The organism is Nitrosopumilus sp. b2, from assembly GCF_014078535.1.
In the GTDB taxonomy this organism is placed as follows: Archaea; Thermoproteota; Nitrososphaeria; order Nitrososphaerales; family Nitrosopumilaceae; genus Nitrosopumilus; species Nitrosopumilus piranensis.
Map to the genome: position 1 here is coordinate 180,988 of NZ_MU078705.1, position 25,138 is coordinate 206,125.

General features: G+C 33.9%; 35 protein-coding genes. 18 read left to right on the forward strand and 17 right to left on the reverse strand.

The window, feature by feature from the left end:
• Genes C6989_RS08830 through mce form a run of 4 tightly spaced genes read left to right on the forward strand, consistent with a single transcriptional unit; the run spans position 1 to position 3,368 of the window.
• Positions 1-408 carry a hypothetical protein gene (locus C6989_RS08830; RefSeq protein ID WP_182126936.1) on the forward strand — a complete coding sequence of 136 codons (408 nt, stop codon included), beginning with the start codon at positions 1-3 and terminating at the stop codon, positions 406-408.
• 43 nt (positions 409-451) lie between these two features.
• Positions 452-1,369 carry a methylmalonyl Co-A mutase-associated GTPase MeaB gene (gene meaB / locus C6989_RS08835; protein ID WP_148703267.1) on the forward strand — a complete coding sequence of 306 codons (918 nt, stop codon included), beginning with the start codon at positions 452-454 and terminating at the stop codon, positions 1,367-1,369.
• 4 nt (positions 1,370-1,373) lie between these two features.
• Positions 1,374-2,972 (forward strand): acyl-CoA mutase large subunit family protein, encoded by a 1,599-nt coding sequence (locus tag C6989_RS08840; RefSeq protein ID WP_148703268.1) that lies wholly within the window; start codon positions 1,374-1,376, stop codon positions 2,970-2,972.
• Positions 2,973-3,368 (forward strand): methylmalonyl-CoA epimerase, encoded by a 396-nt coding sequence (gene mce, locus C6989_RS08845; RefSeq protein ID WP_148703269.1) that lies wholly within the window; start codon positions 2,973-2,975, stop codon positions 3,366-3,368.
• Positions 3,369-3,386: 18 nt separating this feature from the next.
• Here mce and C6989_RS08850 read toward each other — a convergent pair whose 3' ends face one another.
• From C6989_RS08850 to C6989_RS08875, 6 genes are read right to left on the reverse strand one after another with little or no spacing between them, the layout of a single operon-like run.
• Positions 3,387-3,944, reverse strand: coding sequence for a CBS domain-containing protein (locus C6989_RS08850; protein WP_148703270.1), 558 nt, complete (start codon positions 3,942-3,944; stop codon positions 3,387-3,389).
• A 42-nt stretch (positions 3,945-3,986) separates the two neighbouring features.
• The gene (ppdK, locus tag C6989_RS08855) at positions 3,987-6,650 is read right to left on the reverse strand and encodes a pyruvate, phosphate dikinase (protein ID WP_148703271.1); all 2,664 of its coding nucleotides are present in this window, start codon (positions 6,648-6,650) and stop codon (positions 3,987-3,989) included.
• Between the two features lie 27 nt (positions 6,651-6,677).
• Positions 6,678-7,334 carry a triose-phosphate isomerase gene (tpiA, locus tag C6989_RS08860; protein ID WP_148703272.1) on the reverse strand — a complete coding sequence of 219 codons (657 nt, stop codon included), beginning with the start codon at positions 7,332-7,334 and terminating at the stop codon, positions 6,678-6,680.
• A gap of 38 nt (positions 7,335-7,372) precedes the next feature.
• Positions 7,373-7,654: a SemiSWEET family sugar transporter gene (locus C6989_RS08865; RefSeq protein ID WP_182126937.1), complete on the reverse strand. Its 282-nt coding sequence runs from the start codon at positions 7,652-7,654 to the stop codon at positions 7,373-7,375.
• 10 nt (positions 7,655-7,664) lie between these two features.
• Complete coding sequence (locus C6989_RS08870) at positions 7,665-10,223, reverse strand: DNA-directed DNA polymerase I (protein ID WP_182126938.1); 2,559 nt, start codon at positions 10,221-10,223, stop codon at positions 7,665-7,667.
• Positions 10,224-10,227: 4 nt separating this feature from the next.
• Positions 10,228-10,749 carry a deoxycytidylate deaminase gene (locus C6989_RS08875; RefSeq protein WP_148703280.1) on the reverse strand — a complete coding sequence of 174 codons (522 nt, stop codon included), beginning with the start codon at positions 10,747-10,749 and terminating at the stop codon, positions 10,228-10,230.
• Positions 10,750-10,869: 120 nt separating this feature from the next.
• Here C6989_RS08875 and C6989_RS08880 point away from each other — a divergent pair, with 120 nt between their 5' ends.
• Positions 10,870-11,058 (forward strand): hypothetical protein, encoded by a 189-nt coding sequence (locus C6989_RS08880; RefSeq protein WP_182126939.1) that lies wholly within the window; start codon positions 10,870-10,872, stop codon positions 11,056-11,058.
• Positions 11,059-11,108: 50 nt separating this feature from the next.
• Here the strand turns inward: C6989_RS08880 and C6989_RS08885 are convergent, their stop codons facing one another.
• Positions 11,109-11,354 (reverse strand): hypothetical protein, encoded by a 246-nt coding sequence (locus C6989_RS08885; protein ID WP_148704154.1) that lies wholly within the window; start codon positions 11,352-11,354, stop codon positions 11,109-11,111.
• 172 nt (positions 11,355-11,526) lie between these two features.
• Between C6989_RS08885 and C6989_RS08890 the strand changes: the two genes are divergently transcribed.
• Positions 11,527-13,035, forward strand: coding sequence for a DEAD/DEAH box helicase (locus tag C6989_RS08890; protein WP_182126940.1), 1,509 nt, complete (start codon positions 11,527-11,529; stop codon positions 13,033-13,035).
• Here the strand turns inward: C6989_RS08890 and C6989_RS08895 are convergent.
• A complete protein-coding gene (locus C6989_RS08895) occupies positions 13,032-13,307 on the reverse strand; it encodes a hypothetical protein (protein ID WP_148703283.1) in 276 nt (91 codons plus the stop codon). The genes C6989_RS08890 and C6989_RS08895 overlap by 4 nt on opposite strands.
• 120 nt (positions 13,308-13,427) lie before the next feature.
• Positions 13,428-13,706 (reverse strand): peptidylprolyl isomerase, encoded by a 279-nt coding sequence (locus C6989_RS08900; protein WP_182126941.1) that lies wholly within the window; start codon positions 13,704-13,706, stop codon positions 13,428-13,430.
• 107 nt (positions 13,707-13,813) lie between these two features.
• Between C6989_RS08900 and C6989_RS08905 the strand changes: the two genes are divergently transcribed.
• Both C6989_RS08905 and C6989_RS08910 read left to right on the forward strand, forming a co-directional pair.
• Complete coding sequence (locus C6989_RS08905; RefSeq protein WP_255464686.1) at positions 13,814-15,103, forward strand: coiled-coil domain-containing protein; 1,290 nt, start codon at positions 13,814-13,816, stop codon at positions 15,101-15,103.
• Positions 15,104-15,253: 150 nt separating this feature from the next.
• A complete protein-coding gene (locus tag C6989_RS08910) occupies positions 15,254-15,451 on the forward strand; it encodes a hypothetical protein (protein WP_148703285.1) in 198 nt (65 codons plus the stop codon).
• 341 nt (positions 15,452-15,792) lie between these two features.
• Here the strand turns inward: C6989_RS08910 and C6989_RS08915 are convergent, their stop codons facing one another.
• Positions 15,793-16,197: a pyridoxamine 5'-phosphate oxidase family protein gene (locus C6989_RS08915; RefSeq protein WP_148703286.1), complete on the reverse strand. Its 405-nt coding sequence runs from the start codon at positions 16,195-16,197 to the stop codon at positions 15,793-15,795.
• Positions 16,194-16,472 (reverse strand): hypothetical protein, encoded by a 279-nt coding sequence (locus C6989_RS08920; RefSeq protein ID WP_182126942.1) that lies wholly within the window; start codon positions 16,470-16,472, stop codon positions 16,194-16,196. Before C6989_RS08920 ends, C6989_RS08915 begins: the two co-directional genes overlap by 4 nt.
• Positions 16,473-16,544: 72 nt before the next feature.
• Here C6989_RS08920 and C6989_RS08925 point away from each other — a divergent pair, with 72 nt between their 5' ends.
• On the forward strand, positions 16,545-16,946 hold the full coding sequence (locus C6989_RS08925; RefSeq protein WP_148703288.1) for a DUF2203 domain-containing protein: 402 nt from the start codon (positions 16,545-16,547) through the stop codon (positions 16,944-16,946).
• 66 nt (positions 16,947-17,012) lie between these two features.
• Positions 17,013-17,306 (forward strand): hypothetical protein, encoded by a 294-nt coding sequence (locus C6989_RS08930; protein ID WP_255464687.1) that lies wholly within the window; start codon positions 17,013-17,015, stop codon positions 17,304-17,306.
• Here C6989_RS08930 and C6989_RS08935 read toward each other — a convergent pair.
• Positions 17,303-17,506, reverse strand: coding sequence for a hypothetical protein (locus C6989_RS08935; protein WP_148703289.1), 204 nt, complete (start codon positions 17,504-17,506; stop codon positions 17,303-17,305). The two genes, C6989_RS08930 and C6989_RS08935, sit on opposite strands and share 4 nt — an antisense overlap.
• An 86-nt stretch (positions 17,507-17,592) precedes the next feature.
• On the opposite strand from C6989_RS08935, the gene C6989_RS08940 reads away from it, so the two are divergent.
• From C6989_RS08940 to C6989_RS08955, 4 genes are all read left to right on the forward strand, one after another.
• Complete coding sequence (locus C6989_RS08940; RefSeq protein WP_148703290.1) at positions 17,593-18,483, forward strand: prenyltransferase; 891 nt, start codon at positions 17,593-17,595, stop codon at positions 18,481-18,483.
• 30 nt (positions 18,484-18,513) lie between these two features.
• Positions 18,514-19,614 carry an aldo/keto reductase gene (locus C6989_RS08945; protein WP_182126943.1) on the forward strand — a complete coding sequence of 367 codons (1,101 nt, stop codon included), beginning with the start codon at positions 18,514-18,516 and terminating at the stop codon, positions 19,612-19,614.
• Positions 19,615-19,685: 71 nt separating this feature from the next.
• Positions 19,686-20,051: a DUF6659 family protein gene (locus tag C6989_RS08950; RefSeq protein WP_148703292.1), complete on the forward strand. Its 366-nt coding sequence runs from the start codon at positions 19,686-19,688 to the stop codon at positions 20,049-20,051.
• Between the two features lie 46 nt (positions 20,052-20,097).
• A complete protein-coding gene (locus C6989_RS08955; RefSeq protein WP_014963322.1) occupies positions 20,098-20,235 on the forward strand; it encodes a YHS domain-containing protein in 138 nt (45 codons plus the stop codon).
• A gap of 2 nt (positions 20,236-20,237) precedes the next feature.
• Here C6989_RS08955 and C6989_RS08960 read toward each other — a convergent pair whose 3' ends face one another.
• Positions 20,238-21,182 carry an asparagine synthase C-terminal domain-containing protein gene (locus C6989_RS08960; protein WP_182126944.1) on the reverse strand — a complete coding sequence of 315 codons (945 nt, stop codon included), beginning with the start codon at positions 21,180-21,182 and terminating at the stop codon, positions 20,238-20,240.
• Between the two features lie 109 nt (positions 21,183-21,291).
• Between C6989_RS08960 and C6989_RS08965 the strand changes: the two genes are divergently transcribed.
• A complete protein-coding gene (locus C6989_RS08965; RefSeq protein ID WP_148703294.1) occupies positions 21,292-21,708 on the forward strand; it encodes a transcriptional regulator in 417 nt (138 codons plus the stop codon).
• Here the strand turns inward: C6989_RS08965 and C6989_RS08970 are convergent.
• A complete protein-coding gene (locus C6989_RS08970) occupies positions 21,705-22,019 on the reverse strand; it encodes an AlbA family DNA/RNA-binding protein (RefSeq protein WP_148703295.1) in 315 nt (104 codons plus the stop codon). The genes C6989_RS08965 and C6989_RS08970 overlap by 4 nt on opposite strands.
• Before the next feature lie 51 nt (positions 22,020-22,070).
• Entirely contained in the window at positions 22,071-22,580 is a 510-nt protein-coding gene (locus tag C6989_RS08975; RefSeq protein ID WP_148703296.1) for a DNA-directed RNA polymerase subunit K, read from the reverse strand.
• 88 nt (positions 22,581-22,668) lie between these two features.
• On the opposite strand from C6989_RS08975, the gene C6989_RS08980 reads away from it, so the two are divergent.
• Positions 22,669-23,019, forward strand: coding sequence for a cyclophilin-like fold protein (locus C6989_RS08980; protein ID WP_148704156.1), 351 nt, complete (start codon positions 22,669-22,671; stop codon positions 23,017-23,019).
• On the opposite strand, the gene C6989_RS08985 is transcribed toward C6989_RS08980, so the two are convergent.
• Positions 23,001-23,312 carry a MarR family transcriptional regulator gene (locus tag C6989_RS08985; protein ID WP_148703297.1) on the reverse strand — a complete coding sequence of 104 codons (312 nt, stop codon included), beginning with the start codon at positions 23,310-23,312 and terminating at the stop codon, positions 23,001-23,003. The genes C6989_RS08980 and C6989_RS08985 overlap by 19 nt on opposite strands.
• Before the next feature lie 101 nt (positions 23,313-23,413).
• Here C6989_RS08985 and C6989_RS08990 point away from each other — a divergent pair, with 101 nt between their 5' ends.
• Positions 23,414-23,626 (forward strand): hypothetical protein, encoded by a 213-nt coding sequence (locus C6989_RS08990; protein ID WP_148703298.1) that lies wholly within the window; start codon positions 23,414-23,416, stop codon positions 23,624-23,626.
• Here C6989_RS08990 and speY read toward each other — a convergent pair.
• Positions 23,623-24,714 (reverse strand): homospermidine biosynthesis protein, encoded by a 1,092-nt coding sequence (gene speY / locus C6989_RS08995; protein WP_148703299.1) that lies wholly within the window; start codon positions 24,712-24,714, stop codon positions 23,623-23,625. The two genes, C6989_RS08990 and speY, sit on opposite strands and share 4 nt — an antisense overlap.
• An 87-nt stretch (positions 24,715-24,801) precedes the next feature.
• On the opposite strand from speY, the gene C6989_RS09000 reads away from it, so the two are divergent.
• A complete protein-coding gene (locus tag C6989_RS09000; RefSeq protein WP_148703300.1) occupies positions 24,802-25,137 on the forward strand; it encodes a hypothetical protein in 336 nt (111 codons plus the stop codon).
• Position 25,138 lies beyond the last annotated feature (1 nt).

The window sequence follows — 25,138 nt, forward strand, 5'->3', positions numbered from 1 at the left end:
ATGGCAAAAAAAATCCTTCCCGCAATATCTCTTGGGGTGCTGACCATTATTGCATTAGTCTTTTTAACTGGAGGGGGAACTGATGACAAAGATGTACTCCGTCAGACCTTTCAAGTAGATGCTGTGTATTATGATACTGGTCATGTTGAGATTGCTTTTGTAGACAAGTCAGAAAAAACTAATTCTGTGGTAATGGAGATTCTTGGAATGGATGAAACATTTCAAAAAACATTTTATGATTCTCAGTTCATTGAGATAGTTCCATTCCCAAATGAACCAAAATATGGATGGGCGGTTCATCCAATTGTACTGGAGATAGAGCATTTAGAATTGGGTCATATTCAACTAAAGACTGAGATTCATCCGCTAGGAGATTCTATTCCTCCTGTGATTTATTCAAGGCCTTAGATCGGATACAAGATTTTATTGCACCTCAAAAGATTATTCTGTATTGGATTTGCTTGTTGACTTGAAGAAAGGAAGACGTGGTGCAATTGCTAAAGCCATAACTATGGTAGAAAATGATCAAAAAGAATCAAAAAAACTCTTAAAGAAAATTTTCAAAAATACTGGCACTTCTATTATTATTGGAATTACGGGACCTGCTGGTGCTGGAAAAAGCTCGTTGATTAACAAGACTGCTGTGGCAATGAAAAAACTGGGCACAAAACCTGCTGTTTTGGCAGTTGATCCTACCAGTCATGTTACTGGCGGTGCAATTTTAGGTGACAGAGTTAGGATGACTGAATCAACTGACTCTGGAACTTATATTCGAAGTATTGCATCTCGTGGTGCCACTGGTGCAGTATCTCGCTCTTTACGAAACAGTATACGTGTTTTAGAATATGCAGGATTCAATCCAATTATTATTGAAAGTGTGGGCGCAGGACAAACTGAAGTTGAAATTTCAAATATTGCCGATATCACAGTTGTAGTCTTTAATCCAAACACTGGAGACAGCATACAAACAATCAAGGCAGGTCTAACTGAAATCGGAGACATTTATCTTGTAAACAAGAGTGATCTTAGTGGAACAAATCAATTGTTTGATGCAGTACGTGATTTTATTGGAGACTCTGAACGAAATCCAACAATCCTTAAAACATCTGTAAAAAAGAATACTGGAATTACCGAATTTGCAAAAACTCTCAAAGATATGATGGCATTAAAAAAGAAATTAAAGAAGCAAAAGGACCAAGAACGATTAGAGGCAGAACTAAAAGATATTGTTTTAAATAACATACGTGAAAAGATTGATGTCATGTTGGATTCTGATAAAACATTTTCAAAATACCTAAAAAAATTACAATCAAGGGATATGGACCCATTTGACGCAGGAGAAAAAATTACAAAATCAATGTTAAAGTGATAATATGGCCACAAAAAAATCAAAACAAAAACAACCCGAGAAGAAGGTCTTTACTGATTCTAATTTTCCGGTAAAACGTATCTATCAAAAATCCTCAAAGAAGAAACCTGTAGAAGATGCTGGTAAATATCCATTTACTAGAGGCATTCATCCTGGAATGTTCCGTGATAGATTTTGGACCATGAGACAATATTCTGGATTTGGTGATGCCAAGCTTACTAATGAGAGATTCAAGTTCATGCTTGAGAAAGGACAAACTGGGCTTTCAATGGCCTTTGATCTTCCAACGCAAATTGGTTATGATTCAGATGCCCCACAAGCAGAAGGTGAAGTTGGCAAAGTTGGCGTTTCCATTACATCAATTAAAGACATGATGACTGCCTTTGATGGGATACCTCTTGGCAAAGTTAGTTCATCTATGACCATTAATTCTACAGCGTCAACACTACTTGCATATTATATTGCAGTTGGAGAATCTCAGGGATTCAAAAGTCAGGAATTGCGTGGCACAACTCAAAATGACATCCTCAAAGAATACATTGCAAGAAACACCTACATCTATCCGCCACAACCATCTATGAGATTAATTGGTGACATGATTGGGTATTGTGCAGAAAAAGTTCCTTCATGGTACCCTGTATCTATTTCTGGATATCATATGAGAGAAGCGGGATGTACTGCAACACAAGAAGTTGCCTTTACTTTGGCAAATGCCATAGCGTACATTCAAACTTGTTTGGATAAGGGACTAAAAATTGATGACTTTGCACCTCGTTTATCGTTCTTTTTTTGTTGTACAATAGAATTCTTTGAAGAAGTTGCAAAGTTTAGAGTTGCACGTAAAGTCTATGCAAAAATTCTCAAAGATATGTTCCATGCAAAAAACCCAAAGTCATTACAATTAAAATTCCATACACAGACAAGTGGCGAATCATTAACTGCCCAACAACCTGACAACAACATTATTCGTGTAGCAATTCAAACTATGGCCGCAGTTGCCGGTGGTACTCAATCACTTCACACAAATTCAAGAGATGAGGCACTAGCACTCCCAACACAAGAATCTGCAAAAATAGCCTTGAGAACCCAACAAATTGTTGCACATGAGAGTGGAATTACAAAGACTGCTGATCCTCTTGGTGGCTCCTATTATCTTGAAGAGTTATCTGACCAGATTGAGGAAGGCGTTTGGAAATATCTCAAGAAAATCCAAAAGATGGGTGGTTCAGTAAAGGCAATTGAGAAAGGATTCTTCCAATCAGAAATTAGACAAAATGCATATCGATTAAAGAAAGAAGCAGATAACGGTGAGAGAATCCTAGTTGGTGTTAACAAATATGTCGAAGAAGAAGAACAGCCAGAATTGCTAAGAATTGGCGGTAAAGTTGAGATTCAGCAGAAAAAGGCATTAAAAAAATTGCGTGCATCCAGAGACAAAAAGAAATGGGAAAAGGCACTATCTGCAATGCAGAGTGCAGCTGATACTGATGAGAATCTGATGCCTTACATAATTACTGCTGCAAAGGCATATGCTACTACTGGTGAAATTAGCAATACATTCCGTGAAGTATTTGGTGAATACCGTCCAAAGGAGGTATTTTAGATGAAAATTGATCATATTGCAATTGCAGTAAATGACGTTGAAGAGTCTGCCAAAGTGTATCAACAGGCCTTAGGTGTTGATTCTGTAGAGTTTGAAACCGTAGAATCTGAGGGTGTCAAAGTTGCAATTATTCATTTAGAAAATGGGCGTGTTGAGCTTATGCAGCCAACAAATGATTCTAGTCCAATTAAAAAATTCTTGGAGAAAAAAGGACAAGGACTTCATCACATGGCATTAGAAACTGACAACATTGAAGGTGAGGTGGAAAGAATGGAAGGATGCGGTGTGCAATTCCTAGGTAAGATTAGACCTGGTTCTGCAGGCACTAAAGTTACTTTTATTCATCCAAAGTCCCTTCATGGTGTTTTGGCAGAACTTTGTGCTCATCCAAAATAATAATATTTTAAAAATAATTTATTCCATCATCTTTAATGTGTCTGATGCAGTAATGATTCCAACAATTTTAGATTTTTTTGTAACAAGTATGCATTTTGAATATCGAATTAATGGAACAAGTACATTTGCTGGTGTCTCAAAATCAACAATTGGTGGAACAGGATCCATTGTATCTGCAAGTTTTGCATTCTTTAATTCAGCTTCTCCAATATCTGCCAGATGCTTTACAATTCCATCCTCTGAGACTACTCCTACTATCTCTTTTTCATCAAATACTGGAATTTGACTGATTGATAATTGATGCATCTTCTTTATTGCATCATGAAGTGTATTTGATGGTTTCATCTTTACAATATCTTGGCTGCAAAAATCTCCTGCTTTGTGAGATGATGATCTTCCTTCTAGGTTAGATAAATTCTCAAAAATTTTTTTTGCAGTTTCATAACTTGGCTGACTTCGCCCTGATTCTATTTGATTAATCATGGATGTACTTACCCCAGTCATTCCTGCAAGCTTTTTTTGGGTGATGCCTAATTTTTGCCTCATCTGCTTTATTGATTCGATATTTGGTAGCATTTGAGATTTAGTAAGGCTTAATCTCTATTAAATTATACTGGATTATTTTTTCTTTGAATACTCAATTGATGCTTGTGCTGCTGCAACAATTGCAATAGGAATTCTATGAGGTGATGCACTAACATAGCTTAATCCTGCTTTATGGCAGAATTTGATAGAACTTGGGTCTCCTCCGTGTTCTCCACAAATCCCAACTTCCATATTCTTTCTTATTCCTCGACCATTGGCAATTCCAATTTTGATTAAACTACCTACACCGTTAACATCAATTGATTGAAATGGACTTCTTTCTAACAGTTCTTTTTCCATGTATTCTGGAAGGAATTTTCCTTCTACATCTTCTCTACTGAAACTAAACGTTCCTTGTGTCAAGTCATTAGTACCAAAACTAAAGAATTCTGCAGTTGTTGCAAGTTCATTGGCTGTTAATGCAGCTCTTACTACCTCAATCATTGTACCAAAGTTAATTGTTAATTTCATTTTGTTTTTTGTCTCAACTTCTTTTTTTATTTTATCATAAATCTTCTTTATGTGGTTTAATTCTGCAATACTGCTAATTTGTGGAATCATAATTTGTGGATGTGCTTTTACTTTTTTCTTTGTCAATTCCACTAATGCCTCAAACACTGCACGAATCTGCATCTCATAAATTTCAGGATACGTAATTCCCACTCTTACTCCCCTGTGTCCCATCATTGGATTGACTTCTGCCAACTCCCTTGCTCGCTTTAAAATAATTTTGGCCTCCTTGAGTTCTTTTGTTGCCTTTTTCTTCTCTAACTTGTGGATTTTTTCAGCTAGTTCTTCAGGATTTGGCAAGAATTCATGTAATGGTGGATCTAGTAATCTGATTGTTACTTCGTATCCTTCCATTGCTTTTAGAATTTGAATAAAGTCGCTTTTTTGTAATTGCCCTAATTTTTTGAGAACTTTTCCTCGTTCTTCAATATTTTCAGCCATGATCATATCGACAAATAGGCCAATCCTGTCACTTGCATTAAACATCCTCTCCGTTCTACAAAGACCAATACCTTGAGCACCAAATTGTCTTGCAAGTTTTGCAGCTTCTGGAGTATCTGCATTGGCACGAATGCCTAATGATTTTGTTTTTTGTGCCCAACTTAAAATCTGCTCAAAGTCCTTTGTTACTTTTGGCTCTACAGTTGGAACTTCTCCAATTAGGACTGTACCTGCACTACCATCAATGGTAATAGTTTCACCTTCTTTTACTGTGGTGCCGTTTGCAGCACATGTGTTGTTGTCATAATTGATTTTTAATTCTGAGCATCCTACAATGCATGGTTTGCCCATTCCTCTTGATACGATTGCAGCATGAGATGATTTTCCACCTAAACTAGTCAAAACTCCTTCTGATGAAAAGAATGCCGGCACATCTTCGGGTTTTGTTTCTTTTCTAATTAAGATAATTTTTTTTCCTGCCTCTCCTAACTCTATTGCCTTTTTTACATCAAATACTGCAATTCCACTTGCAGCTCCTGGAGACGCTGCAATTCCTTTAGCTAATTGCTTGTGATTTTTAACTTTTGATTCATCCATAGTTCTATGAAGTAATGCCTCTAGCTGTTGTGCAGGAATTCTTGTCAGTGCTTTGTTTTTATCAATTAGTTTTTCTTTTACCATGTCTACTGATGTTTTAATTAATGCCATTGCACTCATCTTTGCAGTTCTTGTTTGCAACAGGTAAAATTTTCCTTGCTCTATGGTAAATTCAATATCTTGTGGTTCTCTGAAATGTTTTTCTAATTTTGAGCATGCGTTACTTAATTCCTTGTAAGATTTTGGCATTTCTTTTTTTAATAGAGAAACATTTTTTCCAGTTCTAACTCCTGCAACCACATCTTCTCCTTGTGCGTTGATAAGATATTCTCCCTCAATCTCTTTTTTACCATTATGTCCATTTCTTGTAAATACTACTCCAGTTGCACTGTCATCTCCCATGTTTCCAAATACCATGGTAACAACATTGACTGCAGTTCCATTTGCAATGTCTTTTGTTATGTTGTTTTTTTCACGATAAACAATTGCTCTCTCACCCATCCAACTTTTGAATACGGCCTCAATTGCTAATCCTAACTGCTCATTAGGTGAATCTGGAAATTTTCTTTTTGTGTGTGATTCGCAGATTTTTTTATACTCTGATACAATTTTCTTTAGTGATTCAACACTTAACTGACTATCATCTTTTACTTTTTGTTTAGTTTTTGCAGATTCAAGCACATGATCAAATTTTTCATCATTTACTCCAAATACTACTTTACCAAATAATTGAATAAACCTCCTATAGGAATCCCATGCAAAACGTGGATTCTTTGTTTGCTTTGCTAGGCCTCCTACGGTTTTTTCATTTAACCCTAAATTCAAAATTGTGTCCATCATTCCTGGCATTGATATGGCTGCTCCTGAGCGAACTGATACTAGTAATGGGTTTTTAGTTGAGTTCCATTGTTTTCCTGTCTTCTTTTCAATTTTTTCAATATTTTTCATAACTAATGGCATTACATCTTTTGGAAGTTTTCTGTTATTATCATAGTATTTGTTACAAACCTCAGTCGTAATTGTAAATCCTGGTGGTACCGGAAGCTTTAGTCGAGTCATTTCGCTTAATCCTGCGCCTTTCCCGCCTAGAAGCATCCTGTTTTCGCTATCTGCCTCCTCAAATGCATAAACTGGTTTTGTTTTTGCCATGCAAAAATGCGTAAATTTTTTGGCTTTTTAAACTAATGCCTTGGCAAATTCCGAAATTATTTTATCCCAATTTTTTGCTTTGATTATACCACTTGCAACTAGGATTCCTTTGGAACCTAATTCCACTGCCTTTGAAACATCTTTTCCAGAAACAATTCCTGCTCCACAAAGAAGTTTTGTATTGTTTTGTGCACTTTTTACAGCAATTGTTGCTTCTGTTATCAATTCTGGTCTTTCAGTTGATACAGCTTTGCCTGATCCTATGAGTTCTGGTGGCTCTATTGCAATATAATCTGGATTTAGTTTGGCATATTTTTTTGCCTCTGCCACATCTTTAACACAAACAATTGATGTCATCTTGAGATCTTTTAATTTCAATACTAATTTTTGAATTTCCTTTGATGTAATTCTGTGTTCACTGTGATTGATTAACGATCCATTCACTTTTGATTTTTTTAACAGTTCTGGAATTACAAAACCTGTTGTGCTTCCCACTTTGGAATTATCTACATGTTGTGCAAAAATTGGAATTGAACTGGTAGCTACCACTCCAATTAGATGTTGAGGTGGACAGATTGCAATTTTTATTTTAAATTTTTTTGAAATTTTTTCAGCAGTTTTTACAAATTTTATAATTTTGTCCCCTGAAATTTCTTCATAATTTTTACAATTGATTACAAACATCTTCTTTGAGCCTTCTTGTATTGTATTTAATCTTTAATTTAACCTCTTAATTTTCTATCGTATATTTTCTTCATTCCTAATACTATCATCATCAAGGCAATTGCAGCTACATTTGTTCCGATGATAAACACGTCTTCTACTATTATCCCATAAATCAGCCATAAAATTGCACCAGCTGATATGAATATCATCAAAAATTTTGAAACATCTTTGAGACTTTTTGTTTTATACCCCTTGTAGATTTGTTCTACCCATCCTGTTAGAATAAGAATCCCTGCAGCCACTCCTAGAATGGTAAGTAATGTACTGTCAACTTCCATTCTATTTTCACTAATTCCAGAAAAACTCGTCTAATCCTGTTTGCTTTGGTTTTCCCAAAATTGTGTCAAAATCCAAGTCCATTGATGATGTAATTTGCTCAAGTGTTGATTCCATAAATTCCATGTATTTTTTAGAATCAATCTCTTCTTTTTTTGCCATTTCTACAGGCTTTACTCCGGGTTTGTTTAGAATTTTGATGTATGATATCCTATCTCCTTTTTTTATTTCTCTTATCGACTCTAATTGTTTTGCTGCACGGATATGCTGTGGGATTGTCTTGGTATATTCCGATGGAGCCTTACTAAGCATTACATTAAATGTTAAATCTTCAAGAGGAATTTCTTTTGATTCGACTTTTTTTCCACATGTTGCAATCTTTTCAGAAATCTCCTTTTTTGCTTTTTCAAAACCCTCCACTGTTTGAACTTCAGATAACACGTCAAGTAATTCATAAAATAATTTTTTGATAAATGGAGGGGTGTGAGACTTTTTTCCTGTCAGTCCTTTAACGTCTACTTTACCTTCTTTAGTAACTCCCAGATAGTTTTTCTTTCTGTTACTTAGCACACAATATCTGTATGTTTTATCAATCTCTAAATCAACACTGTGATCTTTTTTTGCTTGTTCAATTACTGTTTGAATTTGTTCTTTAGTTGGATTTTTTATAAATAACGAATCTGTATCTCCATAAAGTACTTCAATACCTGCAGATTCACATTTTTTGATTGTCTCTAAAATTGTATGTCTTCCAATTGCAGTAGTGGCTTCAGCTGCAGGTAGAAAATATAATGGAAATATTTCAGCTCCCATTACCCCATAACTCGCATTTAGAATTACCTTAAGTGCTTGACTTACTACTGTGTATTGCTGCCTTTGTTCTTCAGTTAGTGTCTCTTTTTTTGATAAACTCTTGTAGTAATTTACCCTCAGATCTCTTAATGAGCCAATAATCATTGATGTCAAGCCATTTCTCTTTGAGCATGTCCAGTGATTTGTTCCTGGGATTGAATTTTTTTTGCATTCTTCATGTGGGCATCTTACTGTTTCATACGAAAGGTTTCTGACTTTGATTATGCTTGGATACAGACTTGCAAAATCCATTACAACTACATCAAAATGAATTCCTTCTTTTGGTTCGACCACTAGCCCTCCTCTGTATTTTTTATCTTTGATTACTGCATCTGACATCACTCCTTCTGATCTTCTTTCAAGTTCCTGCCTTTTTGGAATTAGGCAATTTCTTTTTCTATGCTCGTAATACAAAAGACTACGAATCCATTGAGATACTCCCATTCTTGCAATATCGTCAATTGGCATTCTTGCAATTCTTGAAATAATGACTAGTAACTGCATCAACAATTCACTGTTAAAACTGGTAAGCTCGTACGTCAGCAGGGCATCATTGTAACAATAATTTGCAGTCTGGTAGAGTGATAATTGATCAAACTCTAATCCATAGTCTATCTTTTCTTTCCCTAGTAACGCTTTTGAAACTTCGTTTAATGAGAAATTTGTATATTTTTGACTAAAGGCATAGATTTGAAATGATCTGTTTGAAAATGTTCTATACAAATCAAGATGAACCCCTTCTTTGAGTGTTGCAGAATCCCTCATCATATAAAATGGATTCTCTGAATTTTTAATCCCTAGTCTCTCTGCTCTGTTGTATAGATATGGCAAATCAAATTCATCTCCGTTGTATGTTACAACAAATGGAAATTCTTTGATTATCTTGAATGCATCATAAATCATATCTTTTTCTTTATCTAAATCATAAAATGTCACTTTGATGTTTTGATCTAATTCATTTGTACCTTGTTCTGTTCCTTCTGTTTTGAGCACAAAAATTTGGTCAAATCCATCTGTTCCCTTCATACCTATTGCTGTAACTTTTTTTTCTGCAATCTTTGGGTCTGGTATTCTGCCAATTTCGGCTTCAACTTCTATATCTACACTTAGTCTTTTGATCTTTGGAATTGGTTGGTTAAGTAAATCTGCCCATTCAGAAACAAATTTTTTGAATCCCTCAGCATCTACCATGCTTTCACTATCGACCTTATCCCATAGCAAACTCTTTAGTGCAATCTTCACCTCGTCAGAAATTTCTAAATCATGTGGCTTTATCTTCCCACCAATTACTTCGTAATATTTTCCAACTATTAGCTTTCTATCATACAGATAATTCTCATAATACTTGATATCTGATTCCCATGTTTCAATTACATTTCTTATGCTTTTGTCTCCTGATGTTCCTCCAATTGCTAGCGGATCTGCTACAGTGATCTTTGACATGTCTATTTCTTTGTCTTTCATCAAATCATATCTCTGAACTGTTTTAATTTCTAAAACATCGTCTCTTTCTTGAAGAAATTCTAATTCCTCTGGTGCAAGTCTTGAGTAGCAATATGGTTTATGGCCAATCTCATCTTTCCACAAAAACAATTTTTGAGACTCTGGTTCGTAGAATTTTAGAACTGCTGATTTTGAATTGTTATCATACGTAGCTGATACTAACATAGCTGGTGGCATTGATTCAATTCTTTTTGATTCTTCCATATTGACTTGCATTTTATCATCCAGAATTGTATTTGTTAACTAGTTCTTGAGCCCATTTTGCAATTTTTGCTTTATCTAATTGTATGACTTCTACACCTGCTTCTTTTAGCAAGTCAAAGTCTGTTTCTGGATAAGAGTCAAGACATACAAATTTTCTAATGCCAATTGTAATTGCCATCTTGGTACATTCTAAGCATGGGACAAATGTTGTGTATAGTATGGCCCCCTCTATTCCTGCTTCTATGCCTAAAATTGCACAATGCATTATTGCATTAGCCTCTGCATGATTGCATAGACATCTATCAAGTGATGCTCCTGATTCTATTTTTCCCTCCATTCTTAATTGACATCTTTTACATCCTCCTTCAAAACAATTTTTGATTCCTGGGGGTGTTCCATTATACCCTGTTGCCAACTGTCTGTGATTTCTGACAATAACTGCTCCTACTTGTCTTGTTACACAATTTGAACGCAGTTTAGCAAGTTCTGCTTGAAGCATAAAGTATTCATCCCAATTTGGTCTCTCAAAAGTACTCAACACATTTTCTGTTTGTCTGTTCAATATATGGATCGCGTTATGTGTAAGTGTTTTTGCGATCAATTCTCTTTAGATAAGTTGTACACAAACTACTTTAGCATCTTTGAAACTGTTGATTTGATGGCAAGCTATACATCTGAAGTAAACGCAATTCATAAAAAATTCAATAATGCTGTCAAGAGAGCAAAAACAAAAAAATCTCTTAACCAAGCATATAGTGCTCATAAAAAAGCACATGAGCGTTTATTGAAGAAACACCTCCGTGAGGAGACTGCAATGATTAACAAAGCCAAGAAAAAACTAGACTAGTTTTTCCTGACTTTTTTTATTTTTGTTTACTACCTTAATGTTTAAGCATTTTATTTTTTGTTCATATTTTGAACTAATTCTAAGAATTTGTCTATGATTATTTTTGGTTGTGAGTCTGCTAATGCAAGCATTGCTCTTCCCATTTCAGAAATTATAACTTGTTGTTCTTGTGTAAGATCCTTTTTGATTGATTCATATTTTTCCAAATACTCTTCGACAACTCTCCAGTTAGGATCTTGATTCAAAGATTCAAGTAATGATTGAAAATATTCTTCATTGGAATTTTTATCACTCAACACACCCATCAGGTAATATTGAAATAAAAATGGACTCTTTTTGTCTAATTTTCTAGTTGAATTGCCGGTCTCAGGCACAGATTTTCATTAATCTAAATTGAATGGTATATGTTTGTCAATGGTCAACTACACGAAAGCATAAAATCAACAAATTACAAATTTTCTTTATACTTTGACTGAATTTATTGAAAAAAAATATGTAAAAAAAGGCTCTATTGAAAAACGAGATTATCAGGTAAACCTTGCAAATCAGGCTATTGATGAAAACTGTATTGTTGTTTTGCCTACTGGTCTTGGAAAAACTGCAATTGCATTACAAGTCATTGCTGAATTTCTATCTCAAGGAACTGGAGGTGCATTATTTTTAGCCCCTACTAGAGTTCTCGTCAATCAACATTACGAATTCTTAAAAAAAAATCTAGTCCTAGATGATATCTCACTAATTACTGGCGAAGATACTATTCAAAAAAGAACTAAGCTATGGAACAATAGTGTAATTTGTGCAACTCCTGAAATTGCTAAAAATGATTTAGACAGGGGCATAGTATCATCTAATCAATTCAGTCTTGTAATTTTTGACGAAGTCCATCGAACAATTGGAGATTATGCATATTCTGGAATTGCAGAACGCTTTGTAAATTCAACTGCCAGAATTGTTGGAATGACTGCTACTTTGCCAAGTGAAAAGGATAAGGCAACTGAGATTCTCACCAAACTCAAAATTGCAAGTGTTGCTGAAAGAACTGAAAATAGTCCTGATGTAAGACCCTATACCCAAGAAACTAATACTGAATGGATAAATGTTGAACTCCCTCCTGAACTAACATCTATTCAAACATTGTTGAAATTAGCACTTGATCAAAGATATGAAACATTACGTAACAATGGAATCAAACTTGCTGAACAACAATCTCTTTCTGCATTGTTGAGAATTAGACAATTTGTTTTAAATCAAAACCGACATTCTGCAAAACCATTATTCACTGCAATCCGAATTCATTACGCACTAAATATTTTAGAGGCCCATGGAATCACTCCTTTTTTGAAGTTTTGTGAACGTGCTCAAGCAAAAAAAGGTGCAGGTGTAAAGGAACTCTTTGAGGTTGATCCAAACTTTACTCGTGCAATACATCTTGCAAAAGAAGCTCAATCTCGAGGAATCGAGCATTCTAAAATCCCAAAACTAAAAGATATCATAGAATCTGTCCCCGGAAAGGCTTTGATCTTTACTAGTTACCGTGATTCTGTTGATTTAATTTTTAACAAATTGACTGAACTTGGAATTTCTGCAGGTATTCTGATTGGCAAAGCAGGTGAAACAGGGTTAAAACAAAAAAAGCAAATTGAAACTGTACAGAAATTTCGTGATGGAGTTTTTGATGTTTTAATTGCAACACGTGTCGGTGAGGAAGGACTAGATATTGCAGAGGTAAACCAAGTAATTTTTTATGACAATGTCCCTAGTTCTGTCAGATTTATTCAAAGAAGAGGCAGAACTGGCAGAAAGGACACTGGAAAATTAGTAGTATTAATTGCAAAAAATACTATTGATGAAACATATTATTGGATAGGAAAACGAAAGATGACTGCCTCAAAATCAATGGGTGATAAAATGACCAAAGTTTTAGAAAAAAATCAAGAAGTAACTTCTAAAAAAACAGGCCTTGATGCCTTTATCTAATTTTGATATTGTTTTGAAATGTTTTGAAAAACTTCTTGCTTTCTTTGAATGATTTTATTTTTCATTCCTGATTCTAAATGATGTGTACTGCTACCTTTTGCTACAAGTAGGTTTTCTAGTCTAATGTCAAACTGACTTTTTAAAAAATTTATAGCTTCGTCAAACCCTCCATCTAATTCTAAATTTCCAAATACATCTTTTGCTAAATTATTAATTGATTTTTCTAAATATGTCAAAATTTCATCTATTGTTTCTTGTGTTAGTATTGTCACTGCATTGTAAGTGTAAAATTAGCGTTTATTTTGTTTTGGTTTTTAATACTCTATGTTGCTAAAACAGATCAAAAACTAATCATCTGTTTGAAAATATTATTAATTAAAATCTAAATGAACTTAGCCAAGTCTTTTGATAATATGATATCCAAATTCTGATTTTACAGGTTCAGATGTCTCGCCAATTTGGAGTTTAAAGGCTGCATCTTCAAAAGGCTTTACCATCATACCTCTTGTGAAATATCCCAAGTTCCCATCTTTTTTGGCACTTCCTGAATCCATGGATAACTCTTTTGCTAATTTTCCAAACTTTTCTCCATTTTTTAGTTTCTCCATTATTGCTAGTGCTTCACTTTGTTTTGAAACAAGAATGTGTGAACATTTGATCTTATTACTCATTTACATTTCTAAATTATTCTACATCTTAATTGTTTAGGAATGGTTTTACAGGTTCACACTGGATATCTTTGATATATGATTATATACAACAGAAACTCTATATTTTTGTGAATTCCTTACTAGTATTTTCTATAATGGCAATTTTGGCAACTGGTATGGTTGCTCCAGCATTACCATTTTCTCATGCAGACATTATCCCACCAAAACATCAAACAAAAATTGGAATATCATCTGAAGATATTGTTTGTGATTCTGGTTTATTCAAGGTAATTCGAACTACAAGTGACTCTGTAGCATGTGTAAAAGCAAAAAGTGTCTTGAAACTTATTGAAAATGGGTGGGCAAAAACCGTTAATGATAAACAAGTTGATGAAGAACTCTTAAACAAAATTATCAATAGAAAAAGCATTGATCTTGCTACAATCAATATTCTTGAAACCGTTCCAATAAAATCTAAAACAGGTACTTCTGCACCTGGAAAATCAATTGCAAACTATGATGTTGCCTTTGAGATTTGTCCTTCTGTTCCAATCTATGCCCCAGATGTCCATATTTCTTCAGATAGTGAAACAAAGCACTATGAATTACCTGGATTAGTTGAAGCTGGTTCTTGTACTCTTAGTGCAACAAAAATAAAAGCATCTGATGCAAAATCAATCAAAATTACATTATTAAACAAAGGTGACATCTCTGAAAAAATTGTAACTCTTCAAACTGAACTTGATTCATTAAAAGAACAATTAGCAAAAATCAGACAATCTATTACTCGAGATAACCCTGAAACTCAAAAACAAGGAACTAAGATTGCTGAACTTCGAATGCAAATCAATGACAAACGTGAGCAATTACATAGAACCCTATTTGCTATCCATACACCATCTACGGTAAAAGATAAACTCAATGAGATGACTTTTTCAGGAAAAATAATTGAAGGTAACTCTGCTAGTATCTTGTCTGTCTTAGATTCAACTCCTGGGCTTTATCATACAGTCTTTGAAGTGTGTGCAGGGCCTACAACAATTAAACTGCCCGTAATCAAAGTTACTTCTGATAAACAGTCTCTAACCCTAAGGTTGGGCGATAAAATCACTGCAAACTCTTGTCAAATGACTTATGTAAAAATAGAGGCAGATGACAAAACTTCCATATCAGTTAAACCTGCAGGAAATAGTGATTCATCAAACAAAGCATCTGACCTTGAAGTTCAAATCAGCAGTTTGCAGAACTCATTAGTAAAAGAGAGACAAACCCTAAAATCATTAATTCATAATCCTGATAGGCCTGAAGATTTTGCAGAATTATTTGATGCACATGTAGTTAAAATCACAGAACTAAGAAACCAAATATCTGTGGCAAAAGCAGAGTTTAGTAAAATTCTATATTTGACATATAATTAGTAAAAGATTCTTTTTGTACTGTATTCTTGGAATGATTTATTCATCTAATGATTTACTTTATTTTGATACTATCTAATTAAGAGATAAACATAAAATCAAACATTTGAAAATTAAGCTATGATTTTTCTACATCTATCTTTATAATTAGTCATGCATTGTATTGGCTCCTGTAAAAATTACAAAGCAACAAGTACAAGTCTTGATGGGGGTCGATATGAATTAGGACAAAAGAGATGTCCTGAATGTGAATTATTCATTAATTGGGAAGGATTGTGGTGTCCTTGTTGTGGTCGTTTACTTAGAACAAAACCTAGAGCTAAAAAATTAAAAAATCGTCGTAAAAAGTAATTTTGCGTATTTTCAATTTCTTCACTTGTTGAATCCTTTTTGGAACGCCTAAACAACAAAAATTTCCATCGATTTTAAGATGAAATGCCAATATTGTAATTCATGGGAAATAGAGTTTTGCCTATATTGGGTATTACTAGTATTGCAATGTTGTTTGGTATGGGTATGGTTTTTCTAGCAATGGCTGAATCCCACCTAATTAAGATAGTATTAGACTCTGGCACCTGAAAGCAAAGTCTATGTCTCTGTTGATTTTGATAATGATGGCATTTGTGATGAACAAGCAGGTTTTAGTTTCAACTTCAACAATTGAAAAAATTGGTGTGACTCAACAGTGCTTGCTATCTAATATCTAAACCCCAACTAACTTTGTTTTTAGGAATGATTTTTAGAAATGGCGCCTCATTTTCTTTCCAGGGTTCTCTTCTAACCCATTCAAATTTCTCAAAAAACATGTTGTAAAATTTGTTAAATTCTGACCCGTTTTCTATTATCTCTGTTATGCCTTGAATTAATACTGCCTTATGACCTCCAGATTTGTAGATGTCGATCACTACACTTGCATTTGGATTTGTTTTTAGATTCATGTATGTTCTTGTATCATAGTCTGTTGCAATAATTATTTCATTTTCACTTAACACAAACGAAACTGGTTTTACATGTGGAATATCGTTATGTGATGTAGCTATTCTTGCTTCTTCTAGTGAATTAAGAAACTCTTTTTCTCTTTGATTGAATTTAATCAAGTGAAAATCCGTTCTCGTATCTCAGGTATGTGTTTGTAGACAATGTCTCTTACTTTGATTTGATCTTCTGGTGTTGGCATCTCTTTTTGTGCACTAAGTATTGCTCCGCTCATCCCCAATGCCATGCCCATAACAATCCCATACACAAATTCTTTTGGGTCTTCAACTTTTAGCACTTCTTTGTTTTCCTTAATCTCATCCAGATATGCTGGAATTGTTGCTACTGCTCCATTTATTGTTTGAACTATTAATGCCTCTAATTGGTCTTCACTCATATCTGTTCTTCAAAGAGATTTGTTAATAAATTTGCGCCTAAGATTTTTAATCAAGAAATATTGAGGTGGTACATGTTCTCATTTTTCACTACAAATGAAGCAAATAATGCCCTTCCTGACGTTATTAAAAAATTTGAATATGCTTTGGCAAAAAAGAATGAAGTGACAAAACTTGAGCAGCAATTGCAAATGAGCCTCTCTTCTACCAACTCTTTTGAAGAATATGTTACCCTAAAACAACAACTAAACTCTGCAATCACAAAATTTTATGAAGCGGTTGAAATTCTTGAAAGTACTGGTGTTGTAGTCAAAAGTATTGAGCAAGGATTACTAGACTTTCCTTCCAAAAGATTTGATGATGAGGTATGGTTATGCTGGAAATATGGTGAAACTGAAATCAAATTTTGGCATGAAAAAGATTCTGGGTTTATGGGAAGAAAACCTATTGAAGTAAATGATGAATCTCTGGTTTAATTTCTAACAAAATTCTTTACATTTATTGTTTTAAGTGGACTAGATGGTAGGTAACGTCCAAAAGTGATGAAAGATGATGAAAAATACTTGATCACTCCTACAAACGGATTGATTGCAATTGAAGGACATTCTATCTCATTTGACATTATATCTACTATTGAAGGATGCGCTGAAGGGCAGGATTCTTTTACTGTAAATGTATCTGTCCCACAAAAAACATTTGATGTCATTGATTTGGAATTACCTGAATGGATAATTTACATTGTAATTATAGGAATTTTCATGGTCGGTGCTACCGTGTTCATATTCCTGAAGAAATCAAAAGCCAATATTGAAGAAGAATGGGAAGAGGAACTTTAATCCCTTCTTTTCTTATCTCTGCATACTCCACAAAGATAGTTTTTCTTAAAATCCTCTAATTCTGCATGAAATTCTTGTGTTTGATAGTATGATTCTCCAGTTTGAAGTCTACCTGGAACCTTTTTTCCACAGTTTGTACAGAAAATATCTAGTTCAAATTTTACCTTTTTTTCATTTTCTAAAACTCTGCCAATTATCATAATTGTATTTGATTGAATTTTTTAATAAACAATAGCCTAAAATTCAATGTCATGAATATTATAATGAAAAAATTATATTATTTTTAATGCTCTCTGTATGGTTTAGGGTTATTAGAATTCGTTTCCTTCTGGCATCTGTAATTGCAGTATCTGTTGGTTTGGCACTTAATTGGTGGCAAAACTCAACAATTCAACCCATTGATGCCTTTTTGACATTTGCAGGAGTTATGGCGCTTCATGCCAGTGTTGATCTGCTAAATGATTTTTGGGATTTTAAACGTGGAATTGATACAAAGACTCCAAAAACAAAGATGAGCGGGGGAACAGGTGTTCTTCCAGAAGGATTGCTCAAACCATCTAGCGTTTATCGTGCTGGTATTGCTTTTTTGATAATTGGTTCAGTCATTGGAGCTTACTTTGTAATTGTTGATGGAATAATTATTGCAATTATTTTGGGATTTGCAATACTTTCAATTTATTTCTACTCTACAAAAATTGTAGACTCTGGATTGGGGGAATTCTTTGTTGCAGTAAAAGGTTGCATGATTGTTCTTGGCACGTACTTTATTCAATCTGGATACATAACTGCAGAATCCATTCTTGCAGGTGTGGTTGTTGGTTCTTTGTCGGCATTGGTTTTGTTCATTGCATCTTTTCCAGATCATGATGCAGACAAATCAAAGGGTAGAAAGACATTGGTTATTGCAATTGGAAAACAAAAAGCAGCAAGACTGTTTTGGATATTTCCACTTGTTTCTTATGGCGCAATAATTGTAGGTGTGTCTTTGAATCTATTTCCATTGATTTCTTTGATAAGCTTTCTTAGTATTCCATTAATGATTAAATCTGGATTTGGGTTGAAGAAAAATTATGATTCAGTTCATGAACTAGTCCCCTTTATGTCTTCAACTTTGATGTTTAGTCGAATTACTGGTGCATTATTTGTCATCAGTTTCTTAATTGGATTTACAGTTTAAACATAAATTTAGTTAAAATTAAGACCATACATGATTTCTGGATGTGCCACTCCTGAAGGAACCAAAAAATTTGCCCAAAATTCAGGTGTAAATCAAGAAAATTTTAAAGAATTCCAGCATCTTGTCCTCTCAAACGTTGGTATTGGAACATATCTTGGTGATCCTGATTCAAAAACTGATGAGTTAGTAACTAATGCAGTAAAGCAGTCTATCTTGTCTGGTGTTAATGTAGTTGATACTGCTATTAATTACCGCTCTCAAAAGGCAGAACGCTCTGTTGGAAAAGCAATTTCGGAATTAATTCAAGAAAATAAAATTTCACGTGATCAAATATTTGTATCAACTAAAAATGGCTATGTCACAAATGATGCTGATGTTCAACTTGGATTTTGGGAATATGTAAAAGAAGAATATACTAAAAAAGGTGTTGTCAAAGAAGGTGATATTACCTCTGGATATCATTGTATGACTCCTAGATATCTTTCAGATCAATTGGATCGCAGTCTAAAAAATCTTGACTTGGAATGTGTTGATTTAATGTATCTTCATAATGCAGTGGAAGGCCAAATTAAGGATGTTTCAAAAGAGCAATTCCTACAAAATCTTCAGGCTGTCTTTGAATTATATGAACAAAAACGTAGTGAAGGAAAAATTAAATTTTATGGAATGGCCACATGGGAATGCTTTAGAGTTTCAAATGATGACCCGCAATATCTTTCCTTAGAAGACACTGTAAACATGGCTCAAAAGGTAGGTGGAGAAAATCATGGCTTCCGTTTTATTCAATTACCTTATAACATGTATTATGATCAAGCACTTCTTGGAAAAAATCAAATGATTGGAGAAAAAAATATCTCTGCTTTAGAATCTGCAACTAGATTGAATATTGGAGTTTTTACAAGTGTTCCATTCATGCAAGGAAGATTACTTGCATCTGGAGCGATGCCTGAATTCAGTGACCTTAAGCCATCTCTGAGAGCATTGCAGTTTATTCGTTCTTCTCCTGGGGTTTTGGCTCCTTTGGTTGGACAAAAGTCCTCTGAGCATGTTTCTGAAAATCTTGAAATTATGCAAATTCCTCCTTTAGGAGAAGATGAATTTCTTAATCTTGTCAAAAAACTTACTTCTTAAGATAACCTTCTCATAATTTTACTGAAAAATTTTATAAAAATATAATAAATGGCATTTTTGAATAGTGATGCATGTCTGCCAAAATTTATGATTATTCAAAAATTTGTGATTCTGTACTGTTAATTGATCCTAAAATACGATTTGCTGGTGTAATTAATGATAGAGGAAGATTAGTTGCAGGTGGTATGAAACCAAATGTTGAACCTCTAGAAAGTGAAAAAGACGACGAAATGATATTCATGGAACTTGCATTACGTGTTAAAATGAGAAAAGAATTTGATAAACAACTCGGAGTAGTCAATTTTGCAATGGCTTCTCGTGAGCGAGCAATAGCAATTAGTGTTCTTCTTAATGAAGATATTTTGTATGTGGTGTCTGAACCCGATTCTGATTATTGTGCACTACCAAAAAAAATCCTTGAAATTGTTAATTCTTAAACGATCTTTAGTCAATCTATAAATAGAATTTACAGAAGAAAACCTTGTGCCAGTAGATCCTGTTTGTGGAATTGAACTTGATGAAGAATTAGCTTTACTTCATGAACATGATGGAAAAAAATTCTATTTTTGCTGCAATGGCTGTAGAAGAATATTCATCAAAAAACCTCGTAAATACAAATAATCTCATATGGGGAAAGCCCCGCACATCCTACAGAATTTTGAATTCTCAACTTTGTGTTTACAATATGGGCATGTAGTTTTTGCGTTTTTGCTTATAGGCAAGCCATACAATTTCTTGAAAATTTCATAATAATGCATTGACTCTCTACTTCTAATTATTACGTCATCTTCTTTTTCCACAGTTAATTTTTTTTCAACATATTTTTCTTCCTCTATGATTGATTCAAATAAATCTGTCAGACCAGATGTTCCTGATCCTTCTTGCATGGGGGATTTTTCTCTCCAAACAATTTGTTCAGGAAGATAATTTTCAAAAGTTTTACGTAATATCCACTTTCCATGTTTCTTTTTATTCTCTGCTTTTACCTTCATATTTGCAGGAATTTTTTTGGCCAGATTAATGACTTTTTCATTTAGAAATGGTGACTCTACCTCTATTCCTAGTGCCTTTCCAATTTCTTGTGTTGGGAAATGCATAATTGAACACACTCTATTAATTTCTGATTCCAACTCATCTTCAGATTTGTGAACAAGAAAATTGTATCCTGCAAATAGTTCATCTGCACCATCTCCTGTGATGATTGATTTTGCCCCGTTATTTTTTGCCCATTTTATGGCAAGATACATCACAACATTATTCCTGATCTCAATGTCGTTGAAATTTTTCAAAATTTTTATTGTCTGCTCAACTGCATCTAAAATTTCTGCTGTCTTTACATTGTAAATTGTTAAAGGTAGATTCATCTCTTTTGAAACTAATTGGCAATATGTGAGATCTGTTGAAACAAAGTCTTCTGCAATTATTGCTAATGTTTTTGGTTTTCTGTCTTTTAGAAAATATGCAATGATTGAGCTATCCAATCCACCAGATAACGAAATTAAATTAGATTTGCACAAATTACAAGATTCTTCTAAAACATCATAAAGTTCCTTAGAAGTCTTATTCAATGCAAAACAAATTATTTTGAAATTAAAATAGCTATGCCTAATTTAATGAGTAGAATATCCAACATTATAATTGCAAACTTTAAATTCTTTATAGAATTCTTGAGAATTAATGCTACTTCCTGCTGAGATTGAATCTAAAACTCTAATTCCTGCGTTACGTGCAATTTTAGCAAAAAAACTTGCAGAAGATCACAACATTAGGGAAGATGAAATTTCTAAAATGCTTGGTGTCACACAAGCTGCAGTCAGTAATTACATTCGTGGCACACGAGGTGACCCATCTTTGATTGCAAAACTCTTAGCAGAGAAACAAGTTTTAGACATGATTAATGAACTTAGTGACAATCTTTCATCTGATATGGCATACACCCCATCTAGCTTGTCCAAATTTATTGGATTGTGCAATTATATCAAATCAAGCTTGTTGATTTGTGAAATACACCATAACTTGGAATCTGACATTGATGAGCAAGTTTGTAAAGAATGTGAAAACATGCTTCTAAAAGGCCCTGGCAGTGTTTACTAATTTTTAATTAAAATTATTTCTATAGTTGATGTCATTCTACCAATACCTGCTGCATTCTCTGTATCTAATTTTATTTTTTCAACTTTAGAATTATCCTTTAACATTTTTTCTGTGATGATGTTTGCAACTGCTACGGCGTTTGGAATTGAATTTCCTTTTGACCTGATTATTACTTTTTTCTTATTTCCAAGAGTCGATAACACATCAACTGCAGATTGCATTACTGGGTCATTTCCAATATGTATTATGGCTTCATCAGACTTTTTGGTCTGCTCTTGACCATACGGTTCACTTGTCTCTTCCATGAGCATTATTCAACAATCAGCAATTTTGTCTTCTTTTAAGTTTTATCGACCAATGATTCATTTCTCAAAATAGTCGATTGGAATATTTTGGTAATCACCATTTGGAAGAACTCTTCTAATTGTAATTGGTATTACTCTTTGTTCTAATTCTTCCATTGAAATATCCAATGAGATTCTTGCAGTTTTTGGAATTGGGATAAATGGTGGTGCTCCTAACGACAACTGCAATGCTCTAGCGCCCATGATTCTTGCCTTCTCAAATCTAGTTAATGTTGGTGGTCCTATAGTGATTTTTCCTTTTTCACAAGGAATTTCAGCTGGTTCATGTTCTTCAATATTTTCAACAACTTCTCTAGTTTCAATTTCTTTGATTCTTTTTTCTAGGTCATCTTGTTCTTTTTCAGTTAATGGTTCTGCATCAACTTTTTTCTCAATTAATTTTCGATAAGTATCAAGTGCTTTGTTTAGTCCTGCATTAGTTTCAACTTCAGTTTCTGCGATTTCATCGGTTGCAGGAATTTCATCTTCGGCGACTTCTACGACTTTAGTTTTATTGGCATCAGACAAGTACCGATTTTTTCTTAAAACGTTATATAATCTAATCATTTTAAACTACGAATTGAGTACTGCTTCTGTATCTAGAAAACAACTAATTTTGGAAATTAAGGGTAAGGCAAAAATTTCATGTGATCTAAAACGGCATTTGTCTCCTAGAACTGTTGGAACTATTATGAGATCTTTACCATTAGAGGGACATGCCCATCTTCTAGGAAAAAACATTGTTTACTTTGAAACTTCAGTTGATTCTGGTATTGAGCGTGCAAGATCAGAATTCAAAAAGGGTGATGTTGCATTTTTACCTTCATCGGGAAGTTTTTGTTTTTTTACCAATGATGTTGTATCTGGCAAAACAATGACTCCTATTGGAAAATTATCTGAAAATATTGATGCATTAAAGGATGTTAAATCTGGTGATGTATTGTGTATCTATGAAGAAACTGCTTGATACAAGTGATGTCCTGAGTAACCGCCAACTTTTTTCACAATTCCTTTTTCTGCTGATTCTTTTAGGAATTTGTTTGCTGCCGAAATTTTTACTCCTGTCTGTCTTGCCATATCTTGAACAGTAATTACTTTGGCATTTTGGATGATCTTCATTGCTTGTTGCTCATTAACCATTACTGTGATCTCTGCTTTCTTTGGACCTCCTTCACCCTTGTCTTTCTTACTTTTTTTAGAGTCTTTAGTATTGGATGATGTATCTTTCTTTGCTGCAGTTGGTTTTTTTGCTCCACCCATATCTTGAGAAAAAAATAATCCTCTTATAAACGATGAACCTGTGAATTAATTTTCTTTTTTAGAATTTTCAAATATAAATAACATCCTAGTTATGAGATTGTATGGGTGTAGTATCAAAAGGTGCAAAATGTAATGTTGATGGATGTGACAAAGATGGTGCACGTTCACTAAATACTACCAAAGTTGAAAATGCCGGTTTACGGGTAAATTCTGCAGGCAAAAAAACAGTTCTCTGCAAAGAACATTACAAAGAATACAAAAAGGAATCTAAAGATGACCGAGAACTTGAACGGGCAAGATACGACAGGTTTTAGTTTTTCTTTTTTACTCTTTTCTTCTTTACAGGATTTTTGAAATAATCTTTGCTTAACTTTTCATAGAGTTTATCTAATTTTTTGTATAACCTCTTTGGTTTTCTTGTTTTTTGATTACTTAGAACATATAATGCAAGAATTGGAAATGCAATTGTAGCGTCTGCATAAACTGTAATCATTCCGTGGTGTGCATCTTGTACTTTGCCCCAGCTTTTTCCTTCTTGTAATGTTGCACCCGATAGTCCTCCAGTATCTGGTCTTGCATCTGTTATTTGTATGACGTAATCTTGCCCTCCATCGTTTCTTCTTAAAATTTGGTCTAGTAACGGACCTGTTTGCTGAGCTGTGTTTTTTGGAACTCCTCCTCCTAATTCTAAAATTCCCGATTTTTTTGAATCATACAAAATTGCTGCCTGCTCTATTATCTCTCTAACAAAATCTAGACTGTATGTCTTGTTTTCTAGTCTGTGCACTGCAAGATTTAGGGCAAGGGACGAGTCTTTCATTGTTGAAATGTATACTGGGACATCATAATCATATGCTGTTGTAATGAAACTTTTTTCAGGATACTTTGATTTTTCTTTGCTTATTTTACCCATTAAGTTACAAAATTCAGCTGTGGTAAATGGCTTGTCAATAAATTTGTCTTCAAACATTTTTTGAATAATTTGATCTTCTGTTTCTAATGTCTCATAGAACTTGATGTAAACATCTCTAATCCTAACAATTTCATTTTCATACAATTTCATATCATCTACATCAAAACTGCCTTGTTTTACTGGTAAGCCCCATGCAAAATGATCTTCATGATATACATTTGCACCTGTAGTAACTATCCAATCTATGAACCCTCTTTCAATTAGTGTTTTAATAATTCCACCAAATCCAACTGGTGTCATTGCTCCTGAAACAGTGAGACATATTGTTGCATTTTCTTTGATCATTTTTGCATAAAGTTTTGCTGCTTCGCCAAGTTGTCTTCCATTAAATCCAGAACTTGCAAAAACATTGACCAAGTCTTCAATGGTCATTTTTGGATCTAGTTTAATGTGAGGAATATCTTTGCCATGAAATTTGTGTGGATCCACAACCAAAAAACTATCTCCACTCTAAATAATACTTACGTAACATAATCAAAATATTACTTAATTAGGAATGAACTAAAATTAGTCTTGATGGATATTGTTGATTTACATGATCCTCAAAGAGTAAATAGAATTCCTGATAAAACTAAGGTTTTATTTTCATTAGGGAATTTTGTGCAAGATGAGTTTAAAATTTTAAAAGTAGAACTGCGTCTATATCTTGAAAAAACTGATGAAAATTTAGGAGATTATTCTCTGATAACCTCTTTTGTAGAAACTGACAAAGGTAGTGTGGAGATGATTTATGATGAAGGGTATAGAGGAGATGATTCTTTAACAAGGGCATCAGAATTTCTTACATCAAATCTGGGTATTTCTGGGCTAATTTTACGCTCAGTAATTTCATTACGTGGCAAAACCTCCTAAA

What these genes read in the sequence shown, in the direction of transcription:
- C6989_RS08830 (WP_182126936.1), top strand. Translation starts at nt 1, where the DNA reads ATGGCAAAAAAAATCCTTCCCGCAATATCTCTTGGGGTGCTGACCATT.
- C6989_RS08840 (WP_148703268.1), top strand. Translation starts at nt 1,374, where the DNA reads ATGGCCACAAAAAAATCAAAACAAAAACAACCCGAGAAGAAGGTCTTT.
- mce (WP_148703269.1), top strand. Translation starts at nt 2,973, where the DNA reads ATGAAAATTGATCATATTGCAATTGCAGTAAATGACGTTGAAGAGTCT.
- C6989_RS08850 (WP_148703270.1), bottom strand. Translation starts at nt 3,944, where the DNA reads ATGCTACCAAATATCGAATCAATAAAGCAGATGAGGCAAAAATTAGGC.
- ppdK (WP_148703271.1), bottom strand. Translation starts at nt 6,650, where the DNA reads ATGGCAAAAACAAAACCAGTTTATGCATTTGAGGAGGCAGATAGCGAA.
- tpiA (WP_148703272.1), bottom strand. Translation starts at nt 7,334, where the DNA reads ATGTTTGTAATCAATTGTAAAAATTATGAAGAAATTTCAGGGGACAAA.
- C6989_RS08865 (WP_182126937.1), bottom strand. Translation starts at nt 7,654, where the DNA reads ATGGAAGTTGACAGTACATTACTTACCATTCTAGGAGTGGCTGCAGGG.
- C6989_RS08870 (WP_182126938.1), bottom strand. Translation starts at nt 10,223, where the DNA reads ATGCAAGTCAATATGGAAGAATCAAAAAGAATTGAATCAATGCCACCA.
- C6989_RS08880 (WP_182126939.1), top strand. Translation starts at nt 10,870, where the DNA reads ATGGCAAGCTATACATCTGAAGTAAACGCAATTCATAAAAAATTCAAT.
- C6989_RS08900 (WP_182126941.1), bottom strand. Translation starts at nt 13,706, where the DNA reads ATGAGTAATAAGATCAAATGTTCACACATTCTTGTTTCAAAACAAAGT.
- C6989_RS08910 (WP_148703285.1), top strand. Translation starts at nt 15,254, where the DNA reads ATGCATTGTATTGGCTCCTGTAAAAATTACAAAGCAACAAGTACAAGT.
- C6989_RS08920 (WP_182126942.1), bottom strand. Translation starts at nt 16,472, where the DNA reads ATGAGTGAAGACCAATTAGAGGCATTAATAGTTCAAACAATAAATGGA.
- C6989_RS08925 (WP_148703288.1), top strand. Translation starts at nt 16,545, where the DNA reads ATGTTCTCATTTTTCACTACAAATGAAGCAAATAATGCCCTTCCTGAC.
- C6989_RS08930 (WP_255464687.1), top strand. Translation starts at nt 17,013, where the DNA reads ATGAAAGATGATGAAAAATACTTGATCACTCCTACAAACGGATTGATT.
- C6989_RS08935 (WP_148703289.1), bottom strand. Translation starts at nt 17,506, where the DNA reads ATGATAATTGGCAGAGTTTTAGAAAATGAAAAAAAGGTAAAATTTGAA.
- C6989_RS08940 (WP_148703290.1), top strand. Translation starts at nt 17,593, where the DNA reads ATGCTCTCTGTATGGTTTAGGGTTATTAGAATTCGTTTCCTTCTGGCA.
- C6989_RS08945 (WP_182126943.1), top strand. Translation starts at nt 18,514, where the DNA reads ATGATTTCTGGATGTGCCACTCCTGAAGGAACCAAAAAATTTGCCCAA.
- C6989_RS08950 (WP_148703292.1), top strand. Translation starts at nt 19,686, where the DNA reads ATGTCTGCCAAAATTTATGATTATTCAAAAATTTGTGATTCTGTACTG.
- C6989_RS08965 (WP_148703294.1), top strand. Translation starts at nt 21,292, where the DNA reads ATGCTACTTCCTGCTGAGATTGAATCTAAAACTCTAATTCCTGCGTTA.
- C6989_RS08970 (WP_148703295.1), bottom strand. Translation starts at nt 22,019, where the DNA reads ATGCTCATGGAAGAGACAAGTGAACCGTATGGTCAAGAGCAGACCAAA.
- C6989_RS08985 (WP_148703297.1), bottom strand. Translation starts at nt 23,312, where the DNA reads ATGGGTGGAGCAAAAAAACCAACTGCAGCAAAGAAAGATACATCATCC.
- C6989_RS08990 (WP_148703298.1), top strand. Translation starts at nt 23,414, where the DNA reads ATGGGTGTAGTATCAAAAGGTGCAAAATGTAATGTTGATGGATGTGAC.
- C6989_RS09000 (WP_148703300.1), top strand. Translation starts at nt 24,802, where the DNA reads ATGGATATTGTTGATTTACATGATCCTCAAAGAGTAAATAGAATTCCT.